Origin of the sequence: Proteus sp. STS61-E, from assembly GCF_040932335.1 — a bacterium.
Lineage (GTDB): Bacteria > Pseudomonadota > Gammaproteobacteria > Enterobacterales > Enterobacteriaceae > Proteus > Proteus mirabilis_B.
The window spans coordinates 197,977-219,352 of sequence record NZ_JBFQGE010000002.1 but is presented as its reverse complement, the minus strand read 5'-3'; the positions used below and the strand labels follow the sequence as shown (position 1 = coordinate 219,352).

Here is a 21,376-nt window from a genome sequence, read left to right as displayed (position 1 = left end):
TTTTATGAGATAAAAATAAAAAATTTATTTTTTCTTTTCTTTATTGTTTTAAAATATCAATAAGTTATATTTATCTAGAATATAACTTATTAAAAGAATTAGATATGTTTTAATAAAAACATTAAATAAAATAAATGATAACAGTGGTTATTAAACTTGCGGTTGGCTCAACATCACAAATATGACATTTGTATTAACTTCTTTACTTGCTTAAATGCTCAATAAAGCGTATCAATTTATAGTGGTTGTTGAAAAAACAATCATTATCTTTCCGCTTAAACTTAGAACGTGAGGGTTGTCTAGATATGAAAAGACAGAAACGAGATCGTTTAGCAAGAGCATTATCGAAAGGTTATCAAGCTGGTATGCAAGGTCGTTCAAAAGAACTTTGCCCTTATTTCGCCATTGATGCGCGTTCACATTGGCTTGGAGGTTGGCGACAGGCGATGGAAGATCGCCCGAGTCTGGTAAAATAAATAACCCGTCGTAGTGAAATAGATAATAGCTTATTTTTAGCTATATTAAATATTATCACTAAGATTTTACCGACAATCAAAACGAGGGTTATTTATATGCATTCCTATGTACATATTGAGCATAGGACAATTTGAGTATAAATAACAAACGATTAATTTGGATATAAAAAAGGCTTACATATTTTGTAAGCCTTTTTGCGTTATATTATCATTACTTTTTTAATTTTATTTCATGAAAATTTTTTGCGTAAGCGAAAACCATAAATAGTAAGAAAAATAGCAATTATTGTATTGATAGAATTATATAGCCAATCAATTTTTTCTGAAGTAAACCAAGTTATAAAAGATGTAAATATCAGAAATATGCCACCATAAAACATAAAGTCTGCCTGTTTTTTAGGTACTTTTCCTTTGTTAATCACTTATTTTCTTTAAATTTTCTTTTTATAAAAACTAATTTAACTTAAAGGTTTTCTTTTGATTTTTTAAATAATTTATATAAGTTTGGGCTATATAAACATAATGAGGTTATAGAAAAGCCTAAGATCCATTTTATATCGAATTGACTAGCATACATACAAATAAATATAATCAATAAAATTGTGAGACGATAGCCAATTGCTTTACAAAGAAAAAAAGTAAGTTCAATAAGAAAGCTAAAGAGTTCTACAATTGCGCTTATAATCATATCCATACGATTATTCCTTAACGTAATCTACTTGTACTAAGTTGATATAAATTTCTAGTGTCATATTTATTTAGGATAAGAAAACTCACTTAACTTAAACTTATCTTTATATATAAAATTTATTTACTAATTTAATGACACTATACATAGATTAATTTATTATAGCGACTTTTATTTACAAGGAAGACTTCAATGAAAAAACCAATCTCATTATGGATAATATTAATTGTTTTTACTTTTTTCACACTAGGGCAATTAATGTCTTCATTTACTAGTGTTTCGACTTTATTGAGTGTATTTATAAAAAATAGTGCGAATTTTAATTTAATAGCTTCTCTTTCTATATTGTGGAGTATGATACAAACTTTTTCACTCCCTACTTTATATGTTATTACACTTTTTGTTATTTTTATGAAGAAAGAAATAGCACCAATGATGCTGAAAATATTCTGGAGTATATCAATGTTTCCGATCACTATCGCAATAGTAATTGGAATTCAAAATGCATTTGATAATACAAATGGTAGTAATCAAGCAGAAAATTCAGGTGAAGTATTAGGTGTTTTATTTTTAGCCGGTTTATTTGTTTATCTCACATATAGCTTATTTTTCTCTGCTAAAATTAAGCATCATTTTCAGTGTCTAAAAGATAAGCAATCGACGATATGTGTTGATAAAAACTGAATTGAATATGATCTGTTTTTTATAAAGAAAATAAATACACTGTTAGTGTAGATAAAAAAATACCGTGTACTTTATGTTACACGGTATTTTTATAATAGATTCAGATTATTATCGAACTTAGAATGCAGTTGTATCTTTAAATAAGCCAACTTTTAAGTCTTTTGCTTCATAAATCAGCTTACCATCAACATACACTTCACCATCGGCAATACCCATAATCAGTTTACGATTGATAACACGTTTGAAATCAATTTTATAGGTAACTTTTTTTGCTGTTGGTAATATTTGTCCGGTAAATTTAACTTCACCAACGCCAAGCGCACGGCCTTTACCTTCACCACCAAGCCAGCCAAGATAGAAGCCAACAAGTTGCCACATGGCATCTAGGCCTAAGCAACCTGGCATAACAGGATCATTGACAAAGTGGCAATCAAAGAACCATAAATCTGGCTTGATATCGAATTCTGCTTCGATAAAGCCTTTATTATGGGTGCCGCCATCTTCTGTCATTTTAATGATGCGATCCATCATTAGCATATTACCAGATGGCAGTGGTGGGCCATCTTGGCCAAATAATTCACCACGGCCTGAAGCAATGAGGTCTTCTTTAGAATAAGATTCGCGTTTATCAACCATTGTCTATATAGCCTTTATCAAGTGTAAGACAACAGAATAGCTTACACTTGTACGCTGAACAACTCCGATCACTTGAAACAGAATTATCTGAATAGACGTAAGAACCAAGGTAATTTAGGTCTATCCTGATTATTTGCGAGTGTTATACGATCATGAATAACAGCTAACAAGTGTGAGTCTGATTGTTCTGGTTCACATTGCTCTTCATAATATGGCTGACGAGTCAGTAATGTTATTGCTTCTGCTACATGAGTGACAGGCCAAATATGAAATTTCCCTTCTTTTACCGCTTGTTGCACATTTTCGTTAAGTACAAGATGACGAATATTAGCAAGAGGAATAATCACGCCTTGCGTACCCGTTAATCCTCGTTGTTGGCAGATATCAAAGAAGCCTTCGATTTTCTGGTTTACGCCACCAATTGGTTGAACTTGACCAAATTGATCGACAGCACCTGTAACTGCGATTTGCTGATCAATAGGTTGTTGTGCCAGTGTACTAATAAATGCACACAATTCAGCCAAAGAAGCGCTATCACCATCAACCTCACCATATGATTGCTCAAAAACAATCGAGGTGCTAAATGGCTGTGGTTGGTCTAAACGTAATTCTGAGTTTAAGTAAGCTTGCATAATCATCATTCCTTTAGCATGAAGATTGCCACCAAGCTCCGCTTTTCGCTCAACATCCGTAAACTCACCATCACCTATATGTGCAACGCAGGTAATGCGAGTCGGTTCTCCAATTAAATCAGGATATCCCGGGTAATCTAAGACAGAAAGTCCATTGATTTGACCAATAGCTTCACCCTCTGTTTGTATCATGACTTGGTCTTGCAAAATCTCATCACGACTACGCTCTAATAAATAACTATGTCGCCATAGGCGATTTTCTTCTGCTTTTTTCAATGCATCAGCAGTTAGAGAAGCCTCATGATTAAAACGTATTGCATAACGAAGTTGGCGTAAAATCCATTCTAAATCTAGGCTCAGCATTAGCTGATCTTCATGTTGTCTTGCGGCTTGTGTTAGCAAGACTTCCCAAGCATCCGCAGATAGAGAAGGGAGGCGATATTTTTGGCACAGTGAATTTACAAAGCCACACCATTGAGAAAGAGCGGTTTCATCTTCTAAATACATGTCGTATTCATATTCACCATATAAAGCCGTGCTACTTAGCTCAGGCTCCATAAATTCAAGCTCTTCAAGGCTTAGCCTATCACCAACTAAAATCACCCGAAGATTGAGCGGCATACTCTCAATAGGTAAAGGCAGAGATTGATTGTCATTCCAGACAAGCCACTCAAAACGCTGCTCTTCAACCATTTTTTTAAGGCGGAACCACATTAGTGGTTGTGCAAGTAAAGATTTTATAGAGAGGACTAAGATGCCTCCATTTACTTTATGCAATAAGCCAGGGCTAAGAGTAACTTCGTCTTTATGGCAATAGAATGAACCAAAGAGTTGTTCTGGCTCTATCCATTGGCAACAAGTAATAGATTCTGATGATGAAAATGCGCCGTGTACATTTTCTTGCCAATCGATTTTATTGGTTTCTGCTTGATAACTGCCAACAACGGGATCAGTTTTGATACCTGATTGCGTTAACGTGTCTGTCAGCATATCAAAGTAAGCAGCAGAATCATCCACTTTTAACAGCATAAACTGCCCTGAATCTGCATTATTTAACCATTGCAGGCTTTCATACAGGCGAGGTTGAACCTCACGAAGTAGAGATGCAGGTAATTGAGATGCTGTTTGAAAGAAAGTTTGGTAGGAGGCGTAATCAGGACGTAACGCCTGCCATTCTAATTCGTTGTTTTTCAAGGTTACCGTTTTTATTATTGATTAGTGAAAAGAGATAATTAGATATCGTATAAGTTGATATCTATCCTGCAATAAGACGGTTCTTTAACTGTCATCAACTGCATAGGCAGGGAATATGTACCGCTACGACCTTATAATGACGAGCTAATAAGTGGTCATCAAGGTTTTATGATAGCGACGCTCGATTCTATCATAACGTGCTCAGAAAACTATCCCTTATCAAGGCTTGTTATTAATTGATAAGAAAGATTATCTAAAATAACTTCGCCTATAAAATAGTCAAAAAATTTCGGTTCAGTGGCAGTATTTTTGTAAAATTGTTGATATGCTACTATATAGTTACGTTGTCACGGGATTTTGTATGAAATATCAACAATTAGAGAATCTAGAATGTGGCTGGAAATGGGCATATCTAGTAAAAAAACACCGTGAAGGTGAATTAATTACCCGTTATATAGAAAAAAGTGCTGCTGATGAAGTTGTCGAGCAATTGTTGCTTCTTGAATCGCAACCATTAAAAGTTTTAGAGTGGATAGATTTGCATATGAATCCTGATTTATCTAATAGGATGAAGCAAACTATTAGAGCTCGTAGAAAACGTTATTTTAATGCTGAGCATCAACACACTCGTAAAAAATCAATCGATTTAACGTTTAAAGTTTGGCAACGCTTATCTGCATTGTCACAGCGAAGAGGAATAACATTATCAGAAACGATAGTGCAATTAATTGAAGACGCTGAGCGAAAAGAACAATACGCATTAAAAGTGCATAGTTTAAAAGATGGACTGATTGAGTTATTAGAACGCGATAAAGAAAAATAAGTTACATTAATTTTGGCTTACTGGCTTCAATAATTTATTTTTATAGCTATTTTCGTTCTCTGTTTTTCTTGTGATATTTCATACCTGCCCGAAAGCGTTTTGTCTTTATATTTCTACCTTATTTTATCTTCATAAAGAAAAACCCTGCCATTGGCAGGGTTTTGAATTCATCAACAGTAGATTATTCTACTATCTGAATTATTTAGCAGGAACAACAACTTCAGTTGTACCTTGGATTTCGATCTCAACACGACGGTCTGGCGCTAAGCAATCGATCAGAGCTGAACGAGCTTTAACGTTGTCACATGTGTTGCCAGTAACTGGATTTTCTTTACCACGACCTTCTGCAGAGATGCTGTTTGCAGGGATACCTTTAGAAACCAGGTAATCAACTACAGATTGAGCACGTTTTTCTGACAGAGGCAGGTTGTAGTTTTGTGAACCGATACGGTCAGTGTAACCGATAACTACTACACGACCTTGAGTTGGGTCGATGTTAGCCAGTTCAGCGTACAGACCATTCAGAGCTTCTTGACCTTCAGCTTTCAGAGTAGATTTGTTGAAGTTGAACAGAACGTCTGAACGCAGAGTAAAGGTTTTGTTCTCAACAACTGGAGCTGGAGCTACAACTGGTGCTGGAGCTACAACTGGAGCTGGAGTTTCTTGGTTGAAGCGGTAAGCAACACCAACACTCAGCATGCCGTTGTCTGGACGTGCATTCAGAGTACCTTTATCACCGATGTTGTTGATCCACTGATATTCAACACGGGTAGCGATGTTTGGAGTGATCGCGTATTCAGTACCTAATGCGAATACTGGAGAAACACCAGTGTCGTTATTAGAGAAGTTCTTCTGAGTTGGAGCTGGAGAAGTAGCTGCAACTGTTGCAGAAGAATCTGCACGCCATACCATACCACCTAAACGTGTATAAACGTCTAAGTCTTCCATTACTGGATAGCTTAATTTAGTGGTTAATTGGATACCTTGAGCACGGAATGCACCGTTGTCATATGAACCTTTGTAAGTCATACGACCTAACCAATCATAACCCAGTTCAAAACCTAAGTATTGGTTGTACTGATAACCAGCAAATGCACCTGCACCTAACTGATCACGGTGAGTGTTACCGTTACCGATAGAAGTTTCACCGAAATGGTTACTAGTACCTTGGTATTGAGACCAACCTAATTTACCACCGGTATACCAGGTATTGTCTTTTGGAGCTGCTTGCGCTGCAGTTGCGAAAGCTGCCACTGCCACTGCTAATGCGATAGCTGTCTTTTTCATTTTACGCCTCGTTATCATCCAAGTTAGGCATTTGGCTTTAAGCCTTATTATTTGCCCTTGGTTAAATTATTGTTAGGAATCCAATGCTTTCATCAAATGATGATCCCAAAAATGGGATTTAAAGCATAACCTTAACGACATAAAGTCTACAATGAACTTAAAAAGTTACAAGTAATCCTTTAAAATTCGACTTAAAATTTTAAAAAAATCCGCCTTATTCCACAATGGGGAAGATTCTGTATTTTTGTTAAATTTACTGTAACTATATGATTTAGGTTATAAATACATTTGACTTATCTTAAATGATATCAGGGTGTTTTGAGTATTAGGAAAACTCTTAAATTTCACTAATGGTAGTGAATTGAATGAATTTTTACGGAATTCAAATGTCGTTTAGATGCATTACTACTTTCTAAATGGATATTCGTATTAATTTGCTGTCGCATAATAAACCCAAGGGTTTTTCCTTTGCTGGCAGCAGATTCTAACCGTTTCATCTCTTCTGACGATATTTCTGGTAACCAACCAAGCACTACACTGTAATTACCACTCACCAGTGCTTTTTCCATTAAATCAACAGTGGTTATCATATTTATATGATTTAATTGAATTATTTTGTTAAGTGGTAATCCTGCATTTTTTAACCAAGCACGATTTAGCTTTTGTTGTGGGTTTAACCACAATAACCAACGTGATTCATGGCTATACTGTTTTAGTAGTGGCAAAAGAATGTGATTAATGACGAGCGGGTTTTGGTAGAGAAGTTCACTCACCATACCTTGTTTATTATTACTATCGTAAGTCGCCACTGTTGAAGGGATAGATAGAGGCAATACCTCATTTGAGATCTCTTGGAGAATGGCGTTTTGTCTTGTCGGAGATGATGTTGAGAGTTTCATATTTACCTCGTTCCACATGTACTGTATGAATATACAGTATCTCTATATTTCGCTTAAATCAAGCTCATTTTTTTGAAAGTTCCTCTCAAATTTCATGTAAATCTCTATTTTTAAGTCGTTAACTATTGGCAATAAAAAGGAAATTCTTTATTGTCTTTTTTGTTATATCTTATGCATGTTTTTGAATTCAAAGATAAAATTTAATCTTAAAATTTGTGTTGGAGTTTCAATGTTATTTTTACCTGAGCAAAGGAAGGCTCATTTGTTATCGCGTATTGCGCAATATGGGGAGTTAACAACAAAGTCTCAATTTGGTGGTGTTAGCTTAATGATTGATGATGTTATGTTTGCTATCACGTCTGACAATGAGTTTTATTTAAAAGGAAGTGGCTTTTTAGAAACTCTCTATAAGGCAACAAAAATGAGTTCCTATACCTATTTGAAAAAAGGAATTCCTATCATATTGCGTTATTACCACATAACAGATTCGTTATGGGAAAATCAGCAAAAATTAGATCAATATATTGATATGTCATATCACTACAGCATTCAAGAATATTTGGGGCAACGAAAGAAGCCTTGCAGAATAAAAGACTTACCTAATCTAGGTGTGATATTAGAAAAAAGATTGAATCAAATTGGTATTAATCAAGTTGAAGAACTGCGCTTAATCGGTGCTAAAGCGTGTTATCTAAAACTAATGCATAGCCACAATTTGAGAAATAGTGAACTTTTACTTTCATTGGCAGGAGCAATCGTTGGGTGTCATCGTTCAGTATTACCTAGTCAACTTAAAATGGAGTTATTAAATTGGTACAACGAATTATCTTTTCAATAAGATAAAAGTAATGACCGTTATTTTCTCTAATGTGCTTATGGGAATTAGAGAAAATAACGTCAATAAGAGATTAGGCTTGGGGTTGAGGTAGGCTATTTAATTCGCTTTGCTCAATAATTTGGATACAACTAATAATTTGTGGCAGTAAATCTAATAGTAATCGGATTTGAGTGAGTACCAATTGAATACGAGGATTATCTGCATTAGGTAATAGATTGATCCTTTCAATTAATTCTACATGAGATTGCTTAAATCCTTCATCTTGAGGCGTTTTTCGACGTAAAGCAGAATCGATATAACAAACAGTATCATTAAGCAAAGTGAGTACATTCTCATCTTCTATTTTTGAACGATGAACGCCAAGTGCAGAAATATAACTGAGTAAAGTATGGTTTAAGCAAAGCAACTGGAAAGCTACTTCTTGGGAGGCTTGATAACTTTTTGGCTCTGATGACATATTGGAGATCAGTGATGCTAACTCACCATCACTGCTATGGGCATTTCGACGAGCAATTCGATAACTCAAGCTATTATCTTTTCCTTGGTAATACTGAATAAGAATGGCATCAAGATAATAGCAGTTATTTGTCATTGTTTTTTGAATAACAACAGGCAATTGGCGGAATTTCCAATCAGGCCAAATAAAGCTGACAGCAAACCACGCTATGGCACAGCCAATTAAGGTATCAATAATACGGGGGAGGGCAACATCATAACCTTCACCCAGTAAATTGAAGCTTAATAAAACCAATAAAGTAATAAATAGTGTGGCATGTGCATATTGTATGGTTCTAAATGCGAAAAAGAGCGTACCAGTTATCACAATTAAAACTAACTGCCCTTCGATTGAAGGAACAAAATATAAAATAGGGAAACCGATTAAAATACCAATAATAGTACCACTCACACGTAAGGTAAGACGTCGTCGAGTGGCATTGTAGTTGGGTTGGCAAACAAATAGGCTGGTCAATAATATCCAATAGCCTCTATCCAATTGGAAAAATTGAATAATGGCATAACCAATACATAACACGAGTGACATCCTAACGGCATGTCTAAAAAGTGCTGATTTAGGCGTGAGATGTTCTTTTATTCTTAGAGCAATATCGCGCCACCCAGTTAAACCATCATCAGAAAGTTGTGTTTCTTCCTTTTGGTCATGGGATATTTGGTATTGCTCTGTACTAATACTTCGTAAAAGCGCATCAATACCTTGAAGATTTTGCAGTAAGTTATTTAAAGGTGTTATTAATTGAGGTTCTGAAGTCGTGTTTTTTAAATGACTTAATGCATTCTCTAAATAACTTATCGCGCGTTCTAATGAAGGATTATGCTGATATTTTTTATGCCAAAGAATAGATTGTGCAACTTGTTCACAAGCTCGTGCTTGCATAGAAAGTAAGCGTTGAAAACGAAATAACACATCGCTATGTCGCAATTCATTACTTAATAGTTGGTATTGAACATGCGACGAACTTGCTCGCTCATGAATATCTTGAGCAACAAAATAGTAGTGAAGTGTGAAACGACTACTACGTTGACCCCTGTCGCCTTTTAATCGACTTAATAGTGTAACTTTAGTTTGGTTCATCGTGTCAATTAATTGGCTATTTGCCATTGCTAAATTATAAAGCGAATGTTGATAGTCATCTTCGATATCAGGATCAAATAATGTTGCTTTAGCTTCGAGGTAAGTTGCAAGTTGTTGGTAGCAGCGTGTTAAATTGTCCTGAACTGGACGAATTGGGAATAATAAGTGACCAACTAATGTTAAAGAGTTATACCAGATAGCTCCTAACAGTAATAAAACGGGTTGTTCATACCATTCAGGGAAAATAGGCATACCCAGCATAGTATAAATTGCGATTAATAAAGCACCAAAAGCAATAGTCGCGTAACGTTGCCCTAAAGCACCTAATAAAATAAATCCCCAAGTAGAAATGGCTAAACCACAAAAGAATAAAATAGGGTATGGATAAAGCAGCCCTATTGATGCTGAAGCAAGAAGAAAACAGCATAAGGTGATAACGAGGTTTTTTAAACGACCAACAAGCCTATCATCTAAGTCAGTTAATGCAGCTGCTACCACGCCTAAAGTTAGAGGAATTGTATATTTAGGCTCTTGCCCTAAAATCCAAGGAAACAAAGTCGTTCCTGTAAGCGCGATTATTATGCGAATATAATATAAAAAGTGGCTATTATAGATAAATCGGCGGGCGCCATTTAGCAAAGTGAACACAAAAAGCCCTTAAATAAACAAGATGAAGATAATTACCTCTTAGAATATAGGGTTTATCACCGATTAAAAAGAGCTTAACAACAGACTATTTGTTATTTATTGCAGGAATTACGTATGGAACTGAAATCCACCCCGATGGGACAACGTTTAGCACAGCATCCTTATAATAGAGTCAAATTGTTAAATGCAGGTATTGAAGTCAGTGGTGAAAAACATCAGTATTTAATTCCTTTTAACGAATTGATTAATATTTTCTGTAAAAAAGGGATAGTGTGGGGGGAATTAGAATTTTTATTGCCTGAAGATAAAGTCGTTAGATTACATGGAACTGATTGGGAAGAAACTCAGCAGTTTTATCGTTATCTTTATCAGACATGGCAAAACTGGAGCAAAGAAATGAGCGAAATAAGTGCTCAGGTTCTTGAGAAACAACTCCATAATATTAATGAAATCACTCAATCAAATAGATGGATAAAACAGTCTAAACTTATTGAAATTCAAAAATCTATCAAAGAAAGCTTTTCTGCTATTCCTCTTCCTCTCGAACGTCTTATTCAATTTGATAATTGCCAAGCGCTCTATCTTCAATGCTTAGAGTGGTTAAAGCAAGGTGAAACACTGATTAATAAAGAAAACACTGCATGGGTAGCTCAAATATTAAGTGAGCATGAGGAGTTTTTTAATACGATTGAATCATCGCCATTAAATGAATCACAATGTCGTGCCGTAATTAATGGTGAAGACAATATTCTTGTTCTCGCGGGGGCGGGAAGTGGTAAAACATCGGTATTAGTTGCGAGAGCGGGTTGGTTATTACGCCGTCAGTTAGCGCAGCCCGATCAAATTTTATTACTTGCTTTTGGACGTAAAGCCGCACAAGAAATGAATGAAAGACTTTCGAGTCGTTTAAATGCCGATATTATGGCAAAAACATTTCATGCTCTGGCATTATCTATTATTCAACAAGCGACAAAAAAACAACCTAAAATTAGTGAGCTTGAAATAAACAGTGAAAAAAGAAGAGCTCTATTATTAGGCGAATGGCGAGAGCAATGCCAACAGAAAAAAGCACAAGCAAAAGGGTGGCGAGAGTGGTTATCTCAAGAATTTGAATGGGATATTCCTGATGGTGAGTTTTGGCATGATAAAAAATTAGAAAATCAAGTTGCTGTAAGATTAGAGCGCTGGGTTGGTTTATTAAGAATGCAAGGGGGTAGCCAAAAATCTCTAATTGAAAGTGTACAGCCTGAATATACAGAAGCCTTTAAAAAGTATTTAAAATTATTATCACCATTATTAAAAGCTTGGAAAACGGCATTAAAAGAAGAAGATGCGATCGACTTTTCGGGCTTATTACATCAAGCTATTAATCTGATTGAAAAAGGGCGTTTTATTAGCCCATGGAAACATATTCTTGTTGATGAATTCCAAGATATTTCACCATTAAGAGCTTCATTATTAACTGCATTAAAACAGCAGAATAAACAAACATCTCTATTTGCAGTGGGCGATGATTGGCAAGCCATTTATCGTTTTAGTGGTGCAGAATTATTATTAACGACTTCTTTCCATCACTCTTTTGGTGAAGGGGCAGAATGTGCACTAGATACGACTTATCGTTTTAATGACACGATAGGAAATGTTGCCAATACGTTTATTCAACAAAACCCAACTCAACTATCTAAACCTTTAAACAGTTTAGTGAAAGGTAATAAAAAGTCAGTTGTACTGTTATCTGACGATCAACTTGAAAATTTACTAAATAAAATGAGTGGTTATGTAGAAGAAAATGAAACTATTCTTTTACTTGCTCGTTATCACTATTTAAAACCAGAATTATTAAAAAAAGCAAAAACACGCTGGCCTAAATTAGACCTACAATTTATGACTTTTCACGCTTCAAAAGGGCAACAAGCGGATTACGTTATTATTTTAGGTTTACAAGAAGGTAAAGATGGTTTTCCAGCGCCGGCAAGGGAATCGATTATTGAATTGGCATTACTGCCTAGTGTTGAAGATTATCCTAATGCAGAAGAACGACGCTTAATGTATGTCGCTTTAACAAGAGCAAAAAAACAAGTATGGCTATTATTTAATAAACAACAGCCATCCTGTTTTGTTTCAGAGCTAAAATCTCAAGGTGTTCCTATACAACGAAAACCTTAGATTATTTTAATCTCTCTTTTAAATAACCTTCATAATCTGGAATTTTAATTGTAGATTCTTGTGAAAAGAGAGGTGATGAAATTAAAAAGTTCGCAGTTGCACGATTTGTTGCAACTGGGATGTTCCAGACCGTAGCTAAGCGTAGAAGAGCTTTAACATCTGGGTCGTGCGGAACGGCATTTAATGGGTCCCAAAAGAAAATCATAATATCAATTTTCTTTTCAGCGATCATTGCACCAATCTGTTGGTCACCGCCCATTGGGCCACTTAGCATTTGAGTAACAGTAAGACCTGTGTGGTGGTTAATTAAATTACCGGTAGTTCCTGTTGCAAATAACTTGTGTAGAGACAGTTGTTCACGATTATTTTCAACCCATTCCAGTAATGAGCTTTTACAGTGATCATGGGCAACAAGCGCGATATTTTTTTCTTTTAAGAGCGTGCGGTCAATTTGTTCCATTTGATACCTTTAAAAATAAATATAGTAATTGTTCCAGTTTTCAAAATACCTTTTTTTTATCTTATAAGCTATGAACAGATCAAGATACTATGATGTATCATAATATTTTCAATCTTCATGATGAACGGAGTAGATAAATGGTGGATTCAGACATTTATGACATTTTAAGAAGCGTTAAGACCATTGCGCTTGTTGGTGCGAGTAATAAAGAAGATCGCCCAAGCTATAAAGTCATGAAATTCCTATTAGAACAAGGCTATGATGTTATTCCTGTTAATCCAGGTATGTCAGGGCAAACCTTACTGGGGCAACAATGTTATGCTTCATTAAAAGATATCCCTGTTGCTATTGATATGGTTGATGTTTTTCGTCAATCTGACGTTGCATTAGAAATTGCACAAGAAGCAATTGAAATTAATGCCAAAGTATTATGGTTGCAAATTGGTGTTATTAATGAAGATGCTAAAGATTTAGCTGAAGATGCAGGGTTACGTGTGGTAATGGATCGTTGCCCTAAAAAAGAAATTGAAGCACATGGCCTTCCTTGGTAATACACCAAAATAAAATCGCCGAAAACAAATCGGCGATTATCATTTCATTCAGATCACTGCTTATGTAGATTAATTGGGTTAATTTCTTAATCGTGGTGCCTGTAATTGGCTACGAATTGACTGTGATAACTCATCCAATGAGTCATTATCTAAGTGTTCATCTGAAACTTCATAGGTTATCTGCGCTTCAGCAAGATAAGTATGAACGGGTTGTCCTTCATCATCTTCCATCACAACATGGTACCAAGGTGCTGCTCGCAAGGTCACATTAGATGCAATATCATCCTCATTAGGTTGATCAAGGGAATATTCAGCATCCACATCGACAACAACGCCTAAGTAGCCGAGTAATTTATGTCTAACTTGCTGTCCTATCCCAAATTTGCTGGCGGTCATCATAGTATCACCTCCATAGAGCCTTGCTTATTGGTTATATATATGAGGGCATAAAGTGAAATTTCAAGGATTTCAAAAAAATATAATCCTTTGCTTTCATTATGAATAAAGAACCTCACAAAATCAGATTATCTATTGTATAAAGAAAAGACAATAACCAAGACAGAATTTTTATTTGAAGAACACTATTAGAAGGGCATATGAAAATCGGTAGAGAATATATTATTCAAGGGCGAGTTCAAGGTGTTGGTTTTCGTTTTTTCACTTATCAATGGATGAGAAAACAACCAATAACAGGATATGTTTGGAATCGTGATGATGGTAGCGTGGGAGTAAAGGCTTTCGCGAAAGAAAATTCGTTAAAAGAATTTGAGGAGTGGTTAGAAGCTGGTGGTCCAAGAAGTGCCAAAATTACATTTTGGTCTGCAACATCTTGCGAATATGAACAAATGGCAGATTTTTCAATCCACCATTATGAGTAATATTATTTTAATAATTTTTAATTATCTTTATCGAAAGATAAGATTAAATACATTTGACGGGTTTTGGTAAACCGGCAAGCTTTGTAGCTTGTTTTGCCGGGCCTTTAGGAAACAAACGATAAAGATAACGGCTATTTCCTTTTTCATCGCCATATTTTTGTGCAAGTGCTTTTACTAGCATGCGAATAGCAGGGGAGGTATTAAATTCTAAATAAAACTGGCGAACAAAACGAATAATCTCCCAATGTTGTTCTGTAAGCTCAATTTCTTCTAGTTCAGCTAATGTTGGAACCATATTTTCATTCCACTCATTGCTATTTTTTAAATAACCGTGACTATCTGTCTCGATTTCTTTTCCGTTAAATACAAACATGTGCGTAGCAACCAATCAAAAATAATACCGCTAATTTAGCAAAAATAAGGAAAATACCCAAGTAGAACCCATAAATCGTTGATAAATTAAGCCATTGACTTGTAATGCGTTTAATTTTACGGCAAACAGTACAATAAGGGCTTTACAACATAAGCTTAGGTGTTTATATTGCTCCCCATTGCGGAGGGGTGGCCGAGCGGCTGAAGGCAGCGGTCTTGAAAACCGCCGATGGGAAACCATCCGAGAGTTCGAATCTCTCCTCCTCCGCCATATCATCATCTCCTAGCGTCTCCTGAAGTCTCCTAATCCCAGCAAAATCAAGCAACCCAACAAAATCATTGTCTCCTAACGTCACTCTAAATCTCTACAATTTGTTGTATAGTTTTTTGTATAGAAATTCCCTCTACAATTTTCCTATACAATATTGGTGATTTTATGAAGCTAACGGACATGGTGATTAAAAAAGCCAAGCCACGAGAAAAAGTCTATTCACTGGGTGATGGCAACGGACTGTCTTTAATTGTTGAACCTAACGGATCAAAAGGGTGGAGATTCAGATATCCGTTCAATGGCAAATCAAAGATGATATCGCTTGGTATATACCCTGTCATTACATTAAATGAAGCCAGAGAAAAAAGAGATGACGCTGGAAGATTAGTTGCATATGGAACCGATCCGTCTGAGCATCATTACTTTGCTTCATCCACCACATGATTGTGCTTGCATCAGGCTCTTCTCCATATAGCATGGATGATTCTAGAGAAATGTTAATTTCGGTACTTGCGCCTAAATCACCAGTTTTGTGGTCAAAAAATACAGCTCCAATTGAAATTACTGGCGAGTTAGGGGGATTAGCCATCGTTTCTAGATCTAGCATTAAATTATTCATTGTATTACCTTGATTTAAAAAGGAATGTCATTATTAAAATCTAATGGTGGCTCAGGTTGATGAGTTTGCGGCTGTTGCTGTCGGTGTTGCTGCGTCTGCTGAGGTTGTTGCGCTGGCTTCTGGCTTCCTGCCTGATTATCACCGTTACCACCTAACATCTGCATAGAACCGCCAATATTAACTACCACTTCCGTCGTGTATCGGTCTTGGTCACTTTGGTCTAGCCATTTCCTGGTTTGTCGGTAAAGAAACGCTAGAAGTGGTGACATTTACCTTTAAGCATCAACCAATGAGCCAGCTTGATGAGGTGCGAGAAAAGCTAACTACAGAGTTCTTTGAGCAAATTATTGAAGATTGGGCGATTGAAGAGCCATATAACAAAGAAAACTTAAATCTATTGTTAGATAACTATCCATCGGCATCTCGTGCTATTGCTTCCACGTATTACAACGAACTATTAGGCAATCGCGAAAAAAACTCTTAACGGTCGCCGAAGCAATGTATGGCGGAATGAGTTCCAAAGAATCGGCTGAGTTCGAGCGTGCTTTTGGATTTCCGCCAGATATTGATGATGTTGAAATATGGCCTGATGTTTGGGATTCTTATCAAGTATTTTCAGCCATGAATACACAGTGGCGTGTAGGCATGAATGGTATCACTGGTTTGGATTACAGCCCATTAAACCAAGTGATGGACCTACTCAACATCAAAGATAGAGCGACCGAGTTTAGTGATCTACGCATTATGGAGGTTAAGGCGTTAGAGGTGATGCATAAGAGGTTGTAGTAGATTAGTTGCTAATAAAAATAAGAATTTAACACAATGGAAAGTAAGTGGAATTATAAATAATGTTAATGTATCTTAATTGGTACATCATTTTAGATGAAATGGAATTATTATGAAAAAGTGTAAAATAAAATTATCTCTTTCTTCTTTTTTTTCTCATTTAGCTGTTATTTTTCTTATTCCTCTTTATTCACTTATTATAGCTGCTGGTATTAGCTTTGCTGTCGCACTTGGATGGACACCAGATAAAATTAAAATGTGTACGTTTGATTTGATTTTTGCTGTAGCTGGATGTGCTTCTTTTATTTTATCTAAAATATTTAATATCATATATAATAAAAAGCCAAAAGAAAAAAGGGATTTGTGGCTTTTTTTCACGATACTCATGGATCTTTGTGCCATAGTTTTAATAAGCATTGAAGTACTGAGTAATGACAAGTCTATTGATTTTGATATGTCATCAGCCTTACTTTCTTTCTTTGTGGTGAATATGATGCTTATCATGGTTTATGGTCATAATAGTGAAACATGGGAAAGTAAGAAAATTTCCATGATGGAAAAGGATATGAAAAAAAATATCGAAAGGGCTATCAAAGAATCAAAAGCAAACTTAATTTATGAAAAAATAAAAAGTGAATCTCTAGACCTTAAAACAGAAGGTCAAACTATAAAGTCTATTTTTAAAAAAATTGAGAGTTCAAAAATAAACAAATAAGACGAAAAGTGAAAATTAATTTTTAGTTTCAATAAATCTAATGGTGCTTGATGGGTAAATGCTAAATTATTAAACTTTAATAGGTATCGCTCATACTTAATATATTCTATTGTGATGTTCGCAAAAAAACACTCTGGTGGGTCTTTTATTATCAGAAACTCATAGTGTATTGATTCATATATTTAAACTTCAACTCTCATTCCAATTAAGATAACATTAACAAAACTAATTAAAGGAATAATGAGATCGTGAATAAATCAATAATTGTAATTGTCCTGTCTTGCATTGGTTTTAGTGCTTATGCAGGAACAACCTATACAAATGAAGAATTAAATAGGCTTGTAGAGTCGGGAACGCCACCGAAAGAAATGCCTGAGCAAGTTGATAAAATAAAACCAGCACCATTTCCAACCTGTAAATTAGCTATTAATAACATTTATAAAAAAGTGCATGGAGAATACCCAGTTGAGATAACAGGAAATGGTACAGATACATACGCCATAAAAGTATGGACATACGATGGTGTGGCAATGACTAAATGCATTGATGGCAATAGAATATTATCAGGAGCAGAGTACGAGTGATAGGTACGTTAGTAGCCTTGGTTAATAAGCGTTAATTGTCTTATTAATCGTACAGTTCATACTCATATAGCTTTAATTCATAAACAAGGGCATCCGTGCCCTTTGTTGTTTTCTGAAAGCGCTAAGTTCAGTTTTTATCATTCATCACTGTTCAAATTACCAGATAACTCACAAAAACCAGTTAACTTTAGAGCCTCGCCATTAGTATTCGGCATTAAGTTAGGTTGGGGATTTGGCGAAAACACCAGTGATACGTTAAAAACTGAAATTCAGTACAGTAATCTATCAAATTCCAGAAAAGATGAATATGTTTGCAATGAGTTTGTTGTAAAAATACCAGCGGGGAAGGGAATAAGCAGCATTGGTATAAAAATACCTTATGCTGGAGGTGGGCATGGCGGGGAGTGGCCGGAGTTTATTTTAAGGGGGCGAGTTTTTTGCATTTCCTGATTCAAGCTAGATAATAGTAAGTGATAAGACAAAGAATAATGTAAAACAAAAATTATCTGATTGGATTCACACCAATAAAAAATATATAAGGTGTTGTCGTATAATGACTTGCATATTTTATCGTTCTTTATATGCAACACTGTGGCAAAATCGACACTAATATTATTTTTCATTATTTTTCATTATTTTTAGCTTGAAGATAATCAGTAAGAAATGCTTGTGCATTACCTTCATGGGATATCTCTTCAGAGTAATTTACTGATATAGGCTGAGGTTCTCCTGGGATATAAAGGTTACCACAGCATTTATTCTCAATAATTAGAGCAACAAATTTATTTCCATTAATATTTATTGAGTATCGAGTATCTTTACTTGTTTTTTCAACTTGCATCTTCTGAATTTTTAAATTCCAGTCATGGTCAATACCTTCGAGCTGCACTAATGCTTCATTAGCATTACGATCACCAATACGTAGGGTCCAAACAATCACTCCTTGTTGACCTTTATAGGCAATGACATTATCTGCCACATCAGGGCGTTGTTCTGCGTGTGCGCTCCCTATTATGCAGGTAAATAATATAACGATTAAAGCCATTAACTTTTTATAACTAGCCATGTTTATTTATCCTAATATATTGTTATATAAATAATTGTGTAAAAAAATATTTCATTAATATGACATTAGTTATCATAATGGATTTATTTGTTTTTAAATAGAGTACAGGATTATTATTAGGATATTTCTTGTTTTTTCTTGGTAAGGTATTGTCAATTATTGAGAGGAAAGAATAATATTAACTTTCAAATAAAAATAAGTTTTAAAAGTAATATAATAAAGTTTGATACAGAGAAGTTATACTTCTCTGTATTGTTTTCTATTTGTTCCAGTTTACAAAGATAAAATTCGTTCAGATATCAGAGACATTAATTTCTCAGATTGAACATCGGTAATTATCATTGTGTTCATACGGCATTCGGTTGAATTACTATTGTTTTTAGGGGGCATTGAATCATCATGGATTGTTGCAAAACTTAAACCAACGAGTTTGCGTGATTCGTATTCAATATCAATATGGCCATTTATACCAGTGAAAATATCTGGGCGGATTAAATAACCGATTACACAAGGATCATGTAAAAAAGGATCAAATGCGGCATATCCACGAGACATTTTTGCGGCTGTTCTAGCAATAACGTTACCTTGGTCTAACGATTGGCATAAACCTGCTCTGATATCAGCCTTATGGGTGACATCTAGCCCCAGCATAGTAATGTGTTCTGCAGTATCAAAGACGATATGTGCCGCGTGTGGATCGACATAAAAATTGAATTCGGCTGCTGGTGTTATATTCCCATTACAAAATGCAGCCCCTCCCATTAGAACAATATCTTTCACATTATCCTTAAGCCTTGGTTCTTTTAGCATTGCCATGGCAATATTGGTCAGTGGTGCTGTCGGGCAAAGGGTGACTTCTTTAGGATTAGACATCACAGTATCAATAATGAAATCCACTGCATGTATGTCGGGATAAGTGTAATTGGATCTCGGTAACGTTACACCCGCAAGACCGTTATTACCGTGCACTTGAGTTTTACTCCCTCGACGCGCTATCAAAGGCCGTTCACACCCTCTGGCTAAAGGGATGTCGGGGCGAGACACAAACGAAAGAATGTTGCGGGCATTCTCATGAACTTTATCAAGTTCAATATTTCCTGCGACGGTTGTAATTCCCATAACTTTAATTTCAGGTGATGCCAATGCGAGTAAAATTGCAATAGCGTCATCTACACCTGGATCACAATCTATAATAATTTTAGTCATATACTTCTCCTTTGATAACTTACATAACGCATTGAATAAAAACTAGAATTAAAAAATACTCATGAAATAAATATCAGTTAATAAAAATACCGACCATCGTTGCAGATAAGCAACTCACCAACGTTGAACCCACGATCAGTCTAAAACTATTCGCCGCTATCATTTTTCCATGTTCTTTACTGATACTGGCGACACAAGCAATAATCATTCCGACTGAACCAAAATTTGCGAACGAAATTAGGAATACAGAGATAATGGCTTCCGTTCTTGGGCTCAGATCCTCTAATTTTATATAATCAATCATTGCAACAAATTCATTCGTTAAAATTTTTGTGGCAATAATTTTCCCGAATTCAATACTGTCCTGCCAAGGGACGCCAAGCACAAATGCAATAGGAGAGAAAATATAACCAAGAAGACCTTGGAAACTTATTCCTATGAGGTGTAAAAAAATATCATTCAACATGCTAATTAGAGCAATAAAGCCAAGAAGCATTGGAACTATCGCTAGAATTAATTTAAAACCATCGAGCATATGCTCTGTTAGTACTTCAAAAAAACTATGATGTTCATTTTTAGGGCCAGAAAAATTGTTAGATATCTCAATAGGATCGTTAGGGTTTATAATGGAAACAATAACGAAAGTACTAAAAAAGTTTAGGCAAACACCGATAAAGACAAATTGAGGTGATAACATTTGAGTGTAAGCACCCAATATTGCGATATCGACAGTAGATAATGAGCATGCAGCTATTGTGTACATTTGTGGTTTTGTTAAATTGGGTATGTATTCTTTAATTGATACATACACTGCCATCATACCCACAACGACAGCACTAACTGCTGAAAAAGATTCAAGTTTACCAACTTTTGCAACTTTATTAATAAGGTATCCGATAGTTAGAATAATCAGCCGGAGAATACCAAAATATTTTAATATCCCAATAATTGAGCAAATAAACACTAAAGGCATTAGAGCAACAATAACGAACACAATAGGTGTTTTTGTGCTTATATCTCCAAATACAAAATCAATTCCTTTATTTGCATGATGTACTAAATATTCTATACCTATATTCGTCGTATTAAGAATTATGATCCCAATAGATGTGTGTAGAAGTATAAAAGCAACGGTGGCCTCTATTAATAAAAGAATAAAAATAGGAATAAATTTTCTTTTTATTTTATTAGCATTAAAACTAATTGAAGATGCCACTATAAAAATTAAGAGAAGGCTAATAATGAAAATTAAATATTTCATAATGACCTCGATTATATAATTTATTAACGGGGGGGTTATTTATGC

Annotated in this window: 24 protein-coding genes, 1 tRNA gene and 2 pseudogenes; 14 read left to right on the top strand and 13 right to left on the bottom strand. The window is 35.2% G+C overall.

Translation table 11 applies throughout. The features are described 5' to 3' along the window. Window positions 1-305 precede the first annotated feature (305 nt). Window positions 306-476: a ribosome modulation factor gene (gene rmf / locus AB4J89_RS06895; protein ID WP_023581348.1), complete on the top strand. Its 171-nt coding sequence runs from the start codon at window positions 306-308 to the stop codon at window positions 474-476. An 880-nt stretch (window positions 477-1,356) separates the two neighbouring features. After that, the gene (locus AB4J89_RS06890; RefSeq protein WP_088493266.1) at window positions 1,357-1,848 is read left to right on the top strand and encodes a hypothetical protein; all 492 of its coding nucleotides are present in this window, start codon (window positions 1,357-1,359) and stop codon (window positions 1,846-1,848) included. 117 nt (window positions 1,849-1,965) lie between these two features. Here the strand turns inward: AB4J89_RS06890 and fabA are convergent, their stop codons facing one another. Together fabA and AB4J89_RS06880 are read right to left on the bottom strand one after the other, a co-directional pair. Then, on the bottom strand, window positions 1,966-2,484 hold the full coding sequence (gene fabA / locus AB4J89_RS06885; RefSeq protein ID WP_023581351.1) for a bifunctional 3-hydroxydecanoyl-ACP dehydratase/trans-2-decenoyl-ACP isomerase: 519 nt from the start codon (window positions 2,482-2,484) through the stop codon (window positions 1,966-1,968). An 83-nt stretch (window positions 2,485-2,567) separates the two neighbouring features. Beyond that, on the bottom strand, window positions 2,568-4,310 hold the full coding sequence (locus AB4J89_RS06880) for a Lon protease family protein (RefSeq protein WP_088493265.1): 1,743 nt from the start codon (window positions 4,308-4,310) through the stop codon (window positions 2,568-2,570). 361 nt (window positions 4,311-4,671) lie between these two features. On the opposite strand from AB4J89_RS06880, the gene matP reads away from it, so the two are divergent. Beyond that, a complete protein-coding gene (gene matP / locus AB4J89_RS06875) occupies window positions 4,672-5,133 on the top strand; it encodes a macrodomain Ter protein MatP (RefSeq protein ID WP_088493264.1) in 462 nt (153 codons plus the stop codon). 198 nt (window positions 5,134-5,331) lie between these two features. On the opposite strand, the gene ompA is transcribed toward matP, so the two are convergent. Together ompA and sulA are read right to left on the bottom strand one after the other, a co-directional pair. Then, window positions 5,332-6,420 carry a porin OmpA gene (ompA, locus tag AB4J89_RS06870; protein WP_088493263.1) on the bottom strand — a complete coding sequence of 363 codons (1,089 nt, stop codon included), beginning with the start codon at window positions 6,418-6,420 and terminating at the stop codon, window positions 5,332-5,334. 347 nt (window positions 6,421-6,767) lie between these two features. After that, window positions 6,768-7,319: an SOS-induced cell division inhibitor SulA gene (gene sulA / locus AB4J89_RS06865; protein ID WP_088493262.1), complete on the bottom strand. Its 552-nt coding sequence runs from the start codon at window positions 7,317-7,319 to the stop codon at window positions 6,768-6,770. Between the two features lie 229 nt (window positions 7,320-7,548). Here sulA and AB4J89_RS06860 point away from each other — a divergent pair, with 229 nt between their 5' ends. Continuing rightward, window positions 7,549-8,157, top strand: a complete 609-nt coding sequence (locus AB4J89_RS06860) for a TfoX/Sxy family DNA transformation protein (RefSeq protein ID WP_311755175.1) — start codon at window positions 7,549-7,551, stop codon at window positions 8,155-8,157. A 70-nt stretch (window positions 8,158-8,227) separates the two neighbouring features. Here AB4J89_RS06860 and yccS read toward each other — a convergent pair whose 3' ends face one another. Further along, a complete protein-coding gene (gene yccS / locus AB4J89_RS06855) occupies window positions 8,228-10,396 on the bottom strand; it encodes a YccS family putative transporter (RefSeq protein WP_368468686.1) in 2,169 nt (722 codons plus the stop codon). 114 nt (window positions 10,397-10,510) lie between these two features. Here yccS and helD point away from each other — a divergent pair, with 114 nt between their 5' ends. Beyond that, window positions 10,511-12,562 carry a DNA helicase IV gene (gene helD, locus AB4J89_RS06850; protein ID WP_102949386.1) on the top strand — a complete coding sequence of 684 codons (2,052 nt, stop codon included), beginning with the start codon at window positions 10,511-10,513 and terminating at the stop codon, window positions 12,560-12,562. Window position 12,563: 1 nt separating this feature from the next. Here the strand turns inward: helD and AB4J89_RS06845 are convergent, their stop codons facing one another. Beyond that, window positions 12,564-13,022 (bottom strand): methylglyoxal synthase, encoded by a 459-nt coding sequence (locus AB4J89_RS06845; protein ID WP_075673145.1) that lies wholly within the window; start codon window positions 13,020-13,022, stop codon window positions 12,564-12,566. A 137-nt stretch (window positions 13,023-13,159) separates the two neighbouring features. Here AB4J89_RS06845 and AB4J89_RS06840 point away from each other — a divergent pair, with 137 nt between their 5' ends. Further along, window positions 13,160-13,573, top strand: a complete 414-nt coding sequence (locus tag AB4J89_RS06840) for a CoA-binding protein (RefSeq protein ID WP_088493259.1) — start codon at window positions 13,160-13,162, stop codon at window positions 13,571-13,573. Window positions 13,574-13,651: 78 nt separating this feature from the next. On the opposite strand, the gene hspQ is transcribed toward AB4J89_RS06840, so the two are convergent. Beyond that, window positions 13,652-13,972: a heat shock protein HspQ gene (gene hspQ, locus AB4J89_RS06835; protein WP_006537351.1), complete on the bottom strand. Its 321-nt coding sequence runs from the start codon at window positions 13,970-13,972 to the stop codon at window positions 13,652-13,654. A gap of 197 nt (window positions 13,973-14,169) precedes the next feature. Here hspQ and AB4J89_RS06830 point away from each other — a divergent pair, with 197 nt between their 5' ends. Continuing rightward, window positions 14,170-14,451 (top strand): acylphosphatase, encoded by a 282-nt coding sequence (locus tag AB4J89_RS06830; RefSeq protein ID WP_368468683.1) that lies wholly within the window; start codon window positions 14,170-14,172, stop codon window positions 14,449-14,451. A 43-nt stretch (window positions 14,452-14,494) separates the two neighbouring features. Here the strand turns inward: AB4J89_RS06830 and tusE are convergent, their stop codons facing one another. Further along, complete coding sequence (tusE, locus tag AB4J89_RS06825; protein WP_368468681.1) at window positions 14,495-14,824, bottom strand: sulfurtransferase TusE; 330 nt, start codon at window positions 14,822-14,824, stop codon at window positions 14,495-14,497. Between the two features lie 182 nt (window positions 14,825-15,006). On the opposite strand from tusE, the gene AB4J89_RS06820 reads away from it, so the two are divergent. Together AB4J89_RS06820 and AB4J89_RS06815 are read left to right on the top strand one after the other, a co-directional pair. After that, window positions 15,007-15,094: transfer RNA gene (locus AB4J89_RS06820), tRNA-Ser, on the top strand. A 165-nt stretch (window positions 15,095-15,259) separates the two neighbouring features. Further along, a pseudogene (locus AB4J89_RS06815) lies at window positions 15,260-15,508 on the top strand (Arm DNA-binding domain-containing protein); the annotation flags it as partial. On the opposite strand, the gene AB4J89_RS06810 reads toward AB4J89_RS06815, so the two are convergent. Then, the gene (locus tag AB4J89_RS06810; RefSeq protein WP_368468876.1) at window positions 15,435-15,683 is read right to left on the bottom strand and encodes a 3'-5' exoribonuclease; all 249 of its coding nucleotides are present in this window, start codon (window positions 15,681-15,683) and stop codon (window positions 15,435-15,437) included. The pseudogene AB4J89_RS06815 and the gene AB4J89_RS06810 sit on opposite strands and share 74 nt — an antisense overlap. A 44-nt stretch (window positions 15,684-15,727) precedes the next feature. After that, window positions 15,728-15,952 (bottom strand): annotated as a pseudogene (locus AB4J89_RS06805) (single-stranded DNA-binding protein); the annotation flags it as partial. Window positions 15,953-15,972: 20 nt separating this feature from the next. On the opposite strand from AB4J89_RS06805, the gene AB4J89_RS06800 reads away from it, so the two are divergent. The 5 genes from AB4J89_RS06800 (at window position 15,973) to AB4J89_RS06780 (ending at window position 18,248) form a co-directional block, all read left to right on the top strand. Continuing rightward, entirely contained in the window at window positions 15,973-16,197 is a 225-nt protein-coding gene (locus AB4J89_RS06800) for a phage tail assembly chaperone (protein WP_368468679.1), read from the top strand. A gap of 26 nt (window positions 16,198-16,223) precedes the next feature. Beyond that, on the top strand, window positions 16,224-16,499 hold the full coding sequence (locus tag AB4J89_RS06795; RefSeq protein ID WP_311755180.1) for a DUF1799 domain-containing protein: 276 nt from the start codon (window positions 16,224-16,226) through the stop codon (window positions 16,497-16,499). A 112-nt stretch (window positions 16,500-16,611) separates the two neighbouring features. Further along, window positions 16,612-17,214, top strand: coding sequence for a hypothetical protein (locus AB4J89_RS06790; protein WP_311755181.1), 603 nt, complete (start codon window positions 16,612-16,614; stop codon window positions 17,212-17,214). Window positions 17,215-17,462: 248 nt separating this feature from the next. Then, window positions 17,463-17,798, top strand: a complete 336-nt coding sequence (locus AB4J89_RS06785) for a hypothetical protein (protein ID WP_311755182.1) — start codon at window positions 17,463-17,465, stop codon at window positions 17,796-17,798. 102 nt (window positions 17,799-17,900) lie between these two features. Further along, window positions 17,901-18,248: a hypothetical protein gene (locus AB4J89_RS06780; RefSeq protein ID WP_368468676.1), complete on the top strand. Its 348-nt coding sequence runs from the start codon at window positions 17,901-17,903 to the stop codon at window positions 18,246-18,248. 172 nt (window positions 18,249-18,420) lie between these two features. On the opposite strand, the gene AB4J89_RS06775 is transcribed toward AB4J89_RS06780, so the two are convergent. The 3 genes from AB4J89_RS06775 to AB4J89_RS06765 all read right to left on the bottom strand — a co-directional run bounded on the left by AB4J89_RS06775 (window position 18,421) and on the right by AB4J89_RS06765 (window position 21,331). Further along, window positions 18,421-18,864 (bottom strand): hypothetical protein, encoded by a 444-nt coding sequence (locus tag AB4J89_RS06775; RefSeq protein ID WP_368468674.1) that lies wholly within the window; start codon window positions 18,862-18,864, stop codon window positions 18,421-18,423. A gap of 273 nt (window positions 18,865-19,137) precedes the next feature. Next, window positions 19,138-20,070 (bottom strand): nucleoside hydrolase, encoded by a 933-nt coding sequence (locus AB4J89_RS06770; RefSeq protein WP_368468672.1) that lies wholly within the window; start codon window positions 20,068-20,070, stop codon window positions 19,138-19,140. A gap of 73 nt (window positions 20,071-20,143) precedes the next feature. Continuing rightward, entirely contained in the window at window positions 20,144-21,331 is a 1,188-nt protein-coding gene (locus tag AB4J89_RS06765; protein WP_368468670.1) for a NupC/NupG family nucleoside CNT transporter, read from the bottom strand. Window positions 21,332-21,376 lie beyond the last annotated feature (45 nt).

Coding starts and splice junctions, on each gene's coding strand:
- rmf (WP_023581348.1), top strand. CDS start 306: ATGAAAAGACAGAAACGAGATCGTTTAGCAAGAGCATTATCGAAAGGT.
- AB4J89_RS06890 (WP_088493266.1), top strand. CDS start 1,357: ATGAAAAAACCAATCTCATTATGGATAATATTAATTGTTTTTACTTTT.
- fabA (WP_023581351.1), bottom strand. CDS start 2,484: ATGGTTGATAAACGCGAATCTTATTCTAAAGAAGACCTCATTGCTTCA.
- matP (WP_088493264.1), top strand. CDS start 4,672: ATGAAATATCAACAATTAGAGAATCTAGAATGTGGCTGGAAATGGGCA.
- ompA (WP_088493263.1), bottom strand. CDS start 6,420: ATGAAAAAGACAGCTATCGCATTAGCAGTGGCAGTGGCAGCTTTCGCA.
- sulA (WP_088493262.1), bottom strand. CDS start 7,319: ATGAAACTCTCAACATCATCTCCGACAAGACAAAACGCCATTCTCCAA.
- AB4J89_RS06860 (WP_311755175.1), top strand. CDS start 7,549: ATGTTATTTTTACCTGAGCAAAGGAAGGCTCATTTGTTATCGCGTATT.
- helD (WP_102949386.1), top strand. CDS start 10,511: ATGGAACTGAAATCCACCCCGATGGGACAACGTTTAGCACAGCATCCT.
- AB4J89_RS06845 (WP_075673145.1), bottom strand. CDS start 13,022: ATGGAACAAATTGACCGCACGCTCTTAAAAGAAAAAAATATCGCGCTT.
- AB4J89_RS06840 (WP_088493259.1), top strand. CDS start 13,160: ATGGTGGATTCAGACATTTATGACATTTTAAGAAGCGTTAAGACCATT.
- hspQ (WP_006537351.1), bottom strand. CDS start 13,972: ATGATGACCGCCAGCAAATTTGGGATAGGACAGCAAGTTAGACATAAA.
- AB4J89_RS06830 (WP_368468683.1), top strand. CDS start 14,170: ATGAAAATCGGTAGAGAATATATTATTCAAGGGCGAGTTCAAGGTGTT.
- tusE (WP_368468681.1), bottom strand. CDS start 14,824: ATGTTTGTATTTAACGGAAAAGAAATCGAGACAGATAGTCACGGTTAT.
- AB4J89_RS06810 (WP_368468876.1), bottom strand. CDS start 15,683: ATGGCTAATCCCCCTAACTCGCCAGTAATTTCAATTGGAGCTGTATTT.
- AB4J89_RS06795 (WP_311755180.1), top strand. CDS start 16,224: ATGAGTTCCAAAGAATCGGCTGAGTTCGAGCGTGCTTTTGGATTTCCG.
- AB4J89_RS06790 (WP_311755181.1), top strand. CDS start 16,612: ATGAAAAAGTGTAAAATAAAATTATCTCTTTCTTCTTTTTTTTCTCAT.
- AB4J89_RS06775 (WP_368468674.1), bottom strand. CDS start 18,864: ATGGCTAGTTATAAAAAGTTAATGGCTTTAATCGTTATATTATTTACC.
- AB4J89_RS06770 (WP_368468672.1), bottom strand. CDS start 20,070: ATGACTAAAATTATTATAGATTGTGATCCAGGTGTAGATGACGCTATT.
- AB4J89_RS06765 (WP_368468670.1), bottom strand. CDS start 21,331: ATGAAATATTTAATTTTCATTATTAGCCTTCTCTTAATTTTTATAGTG.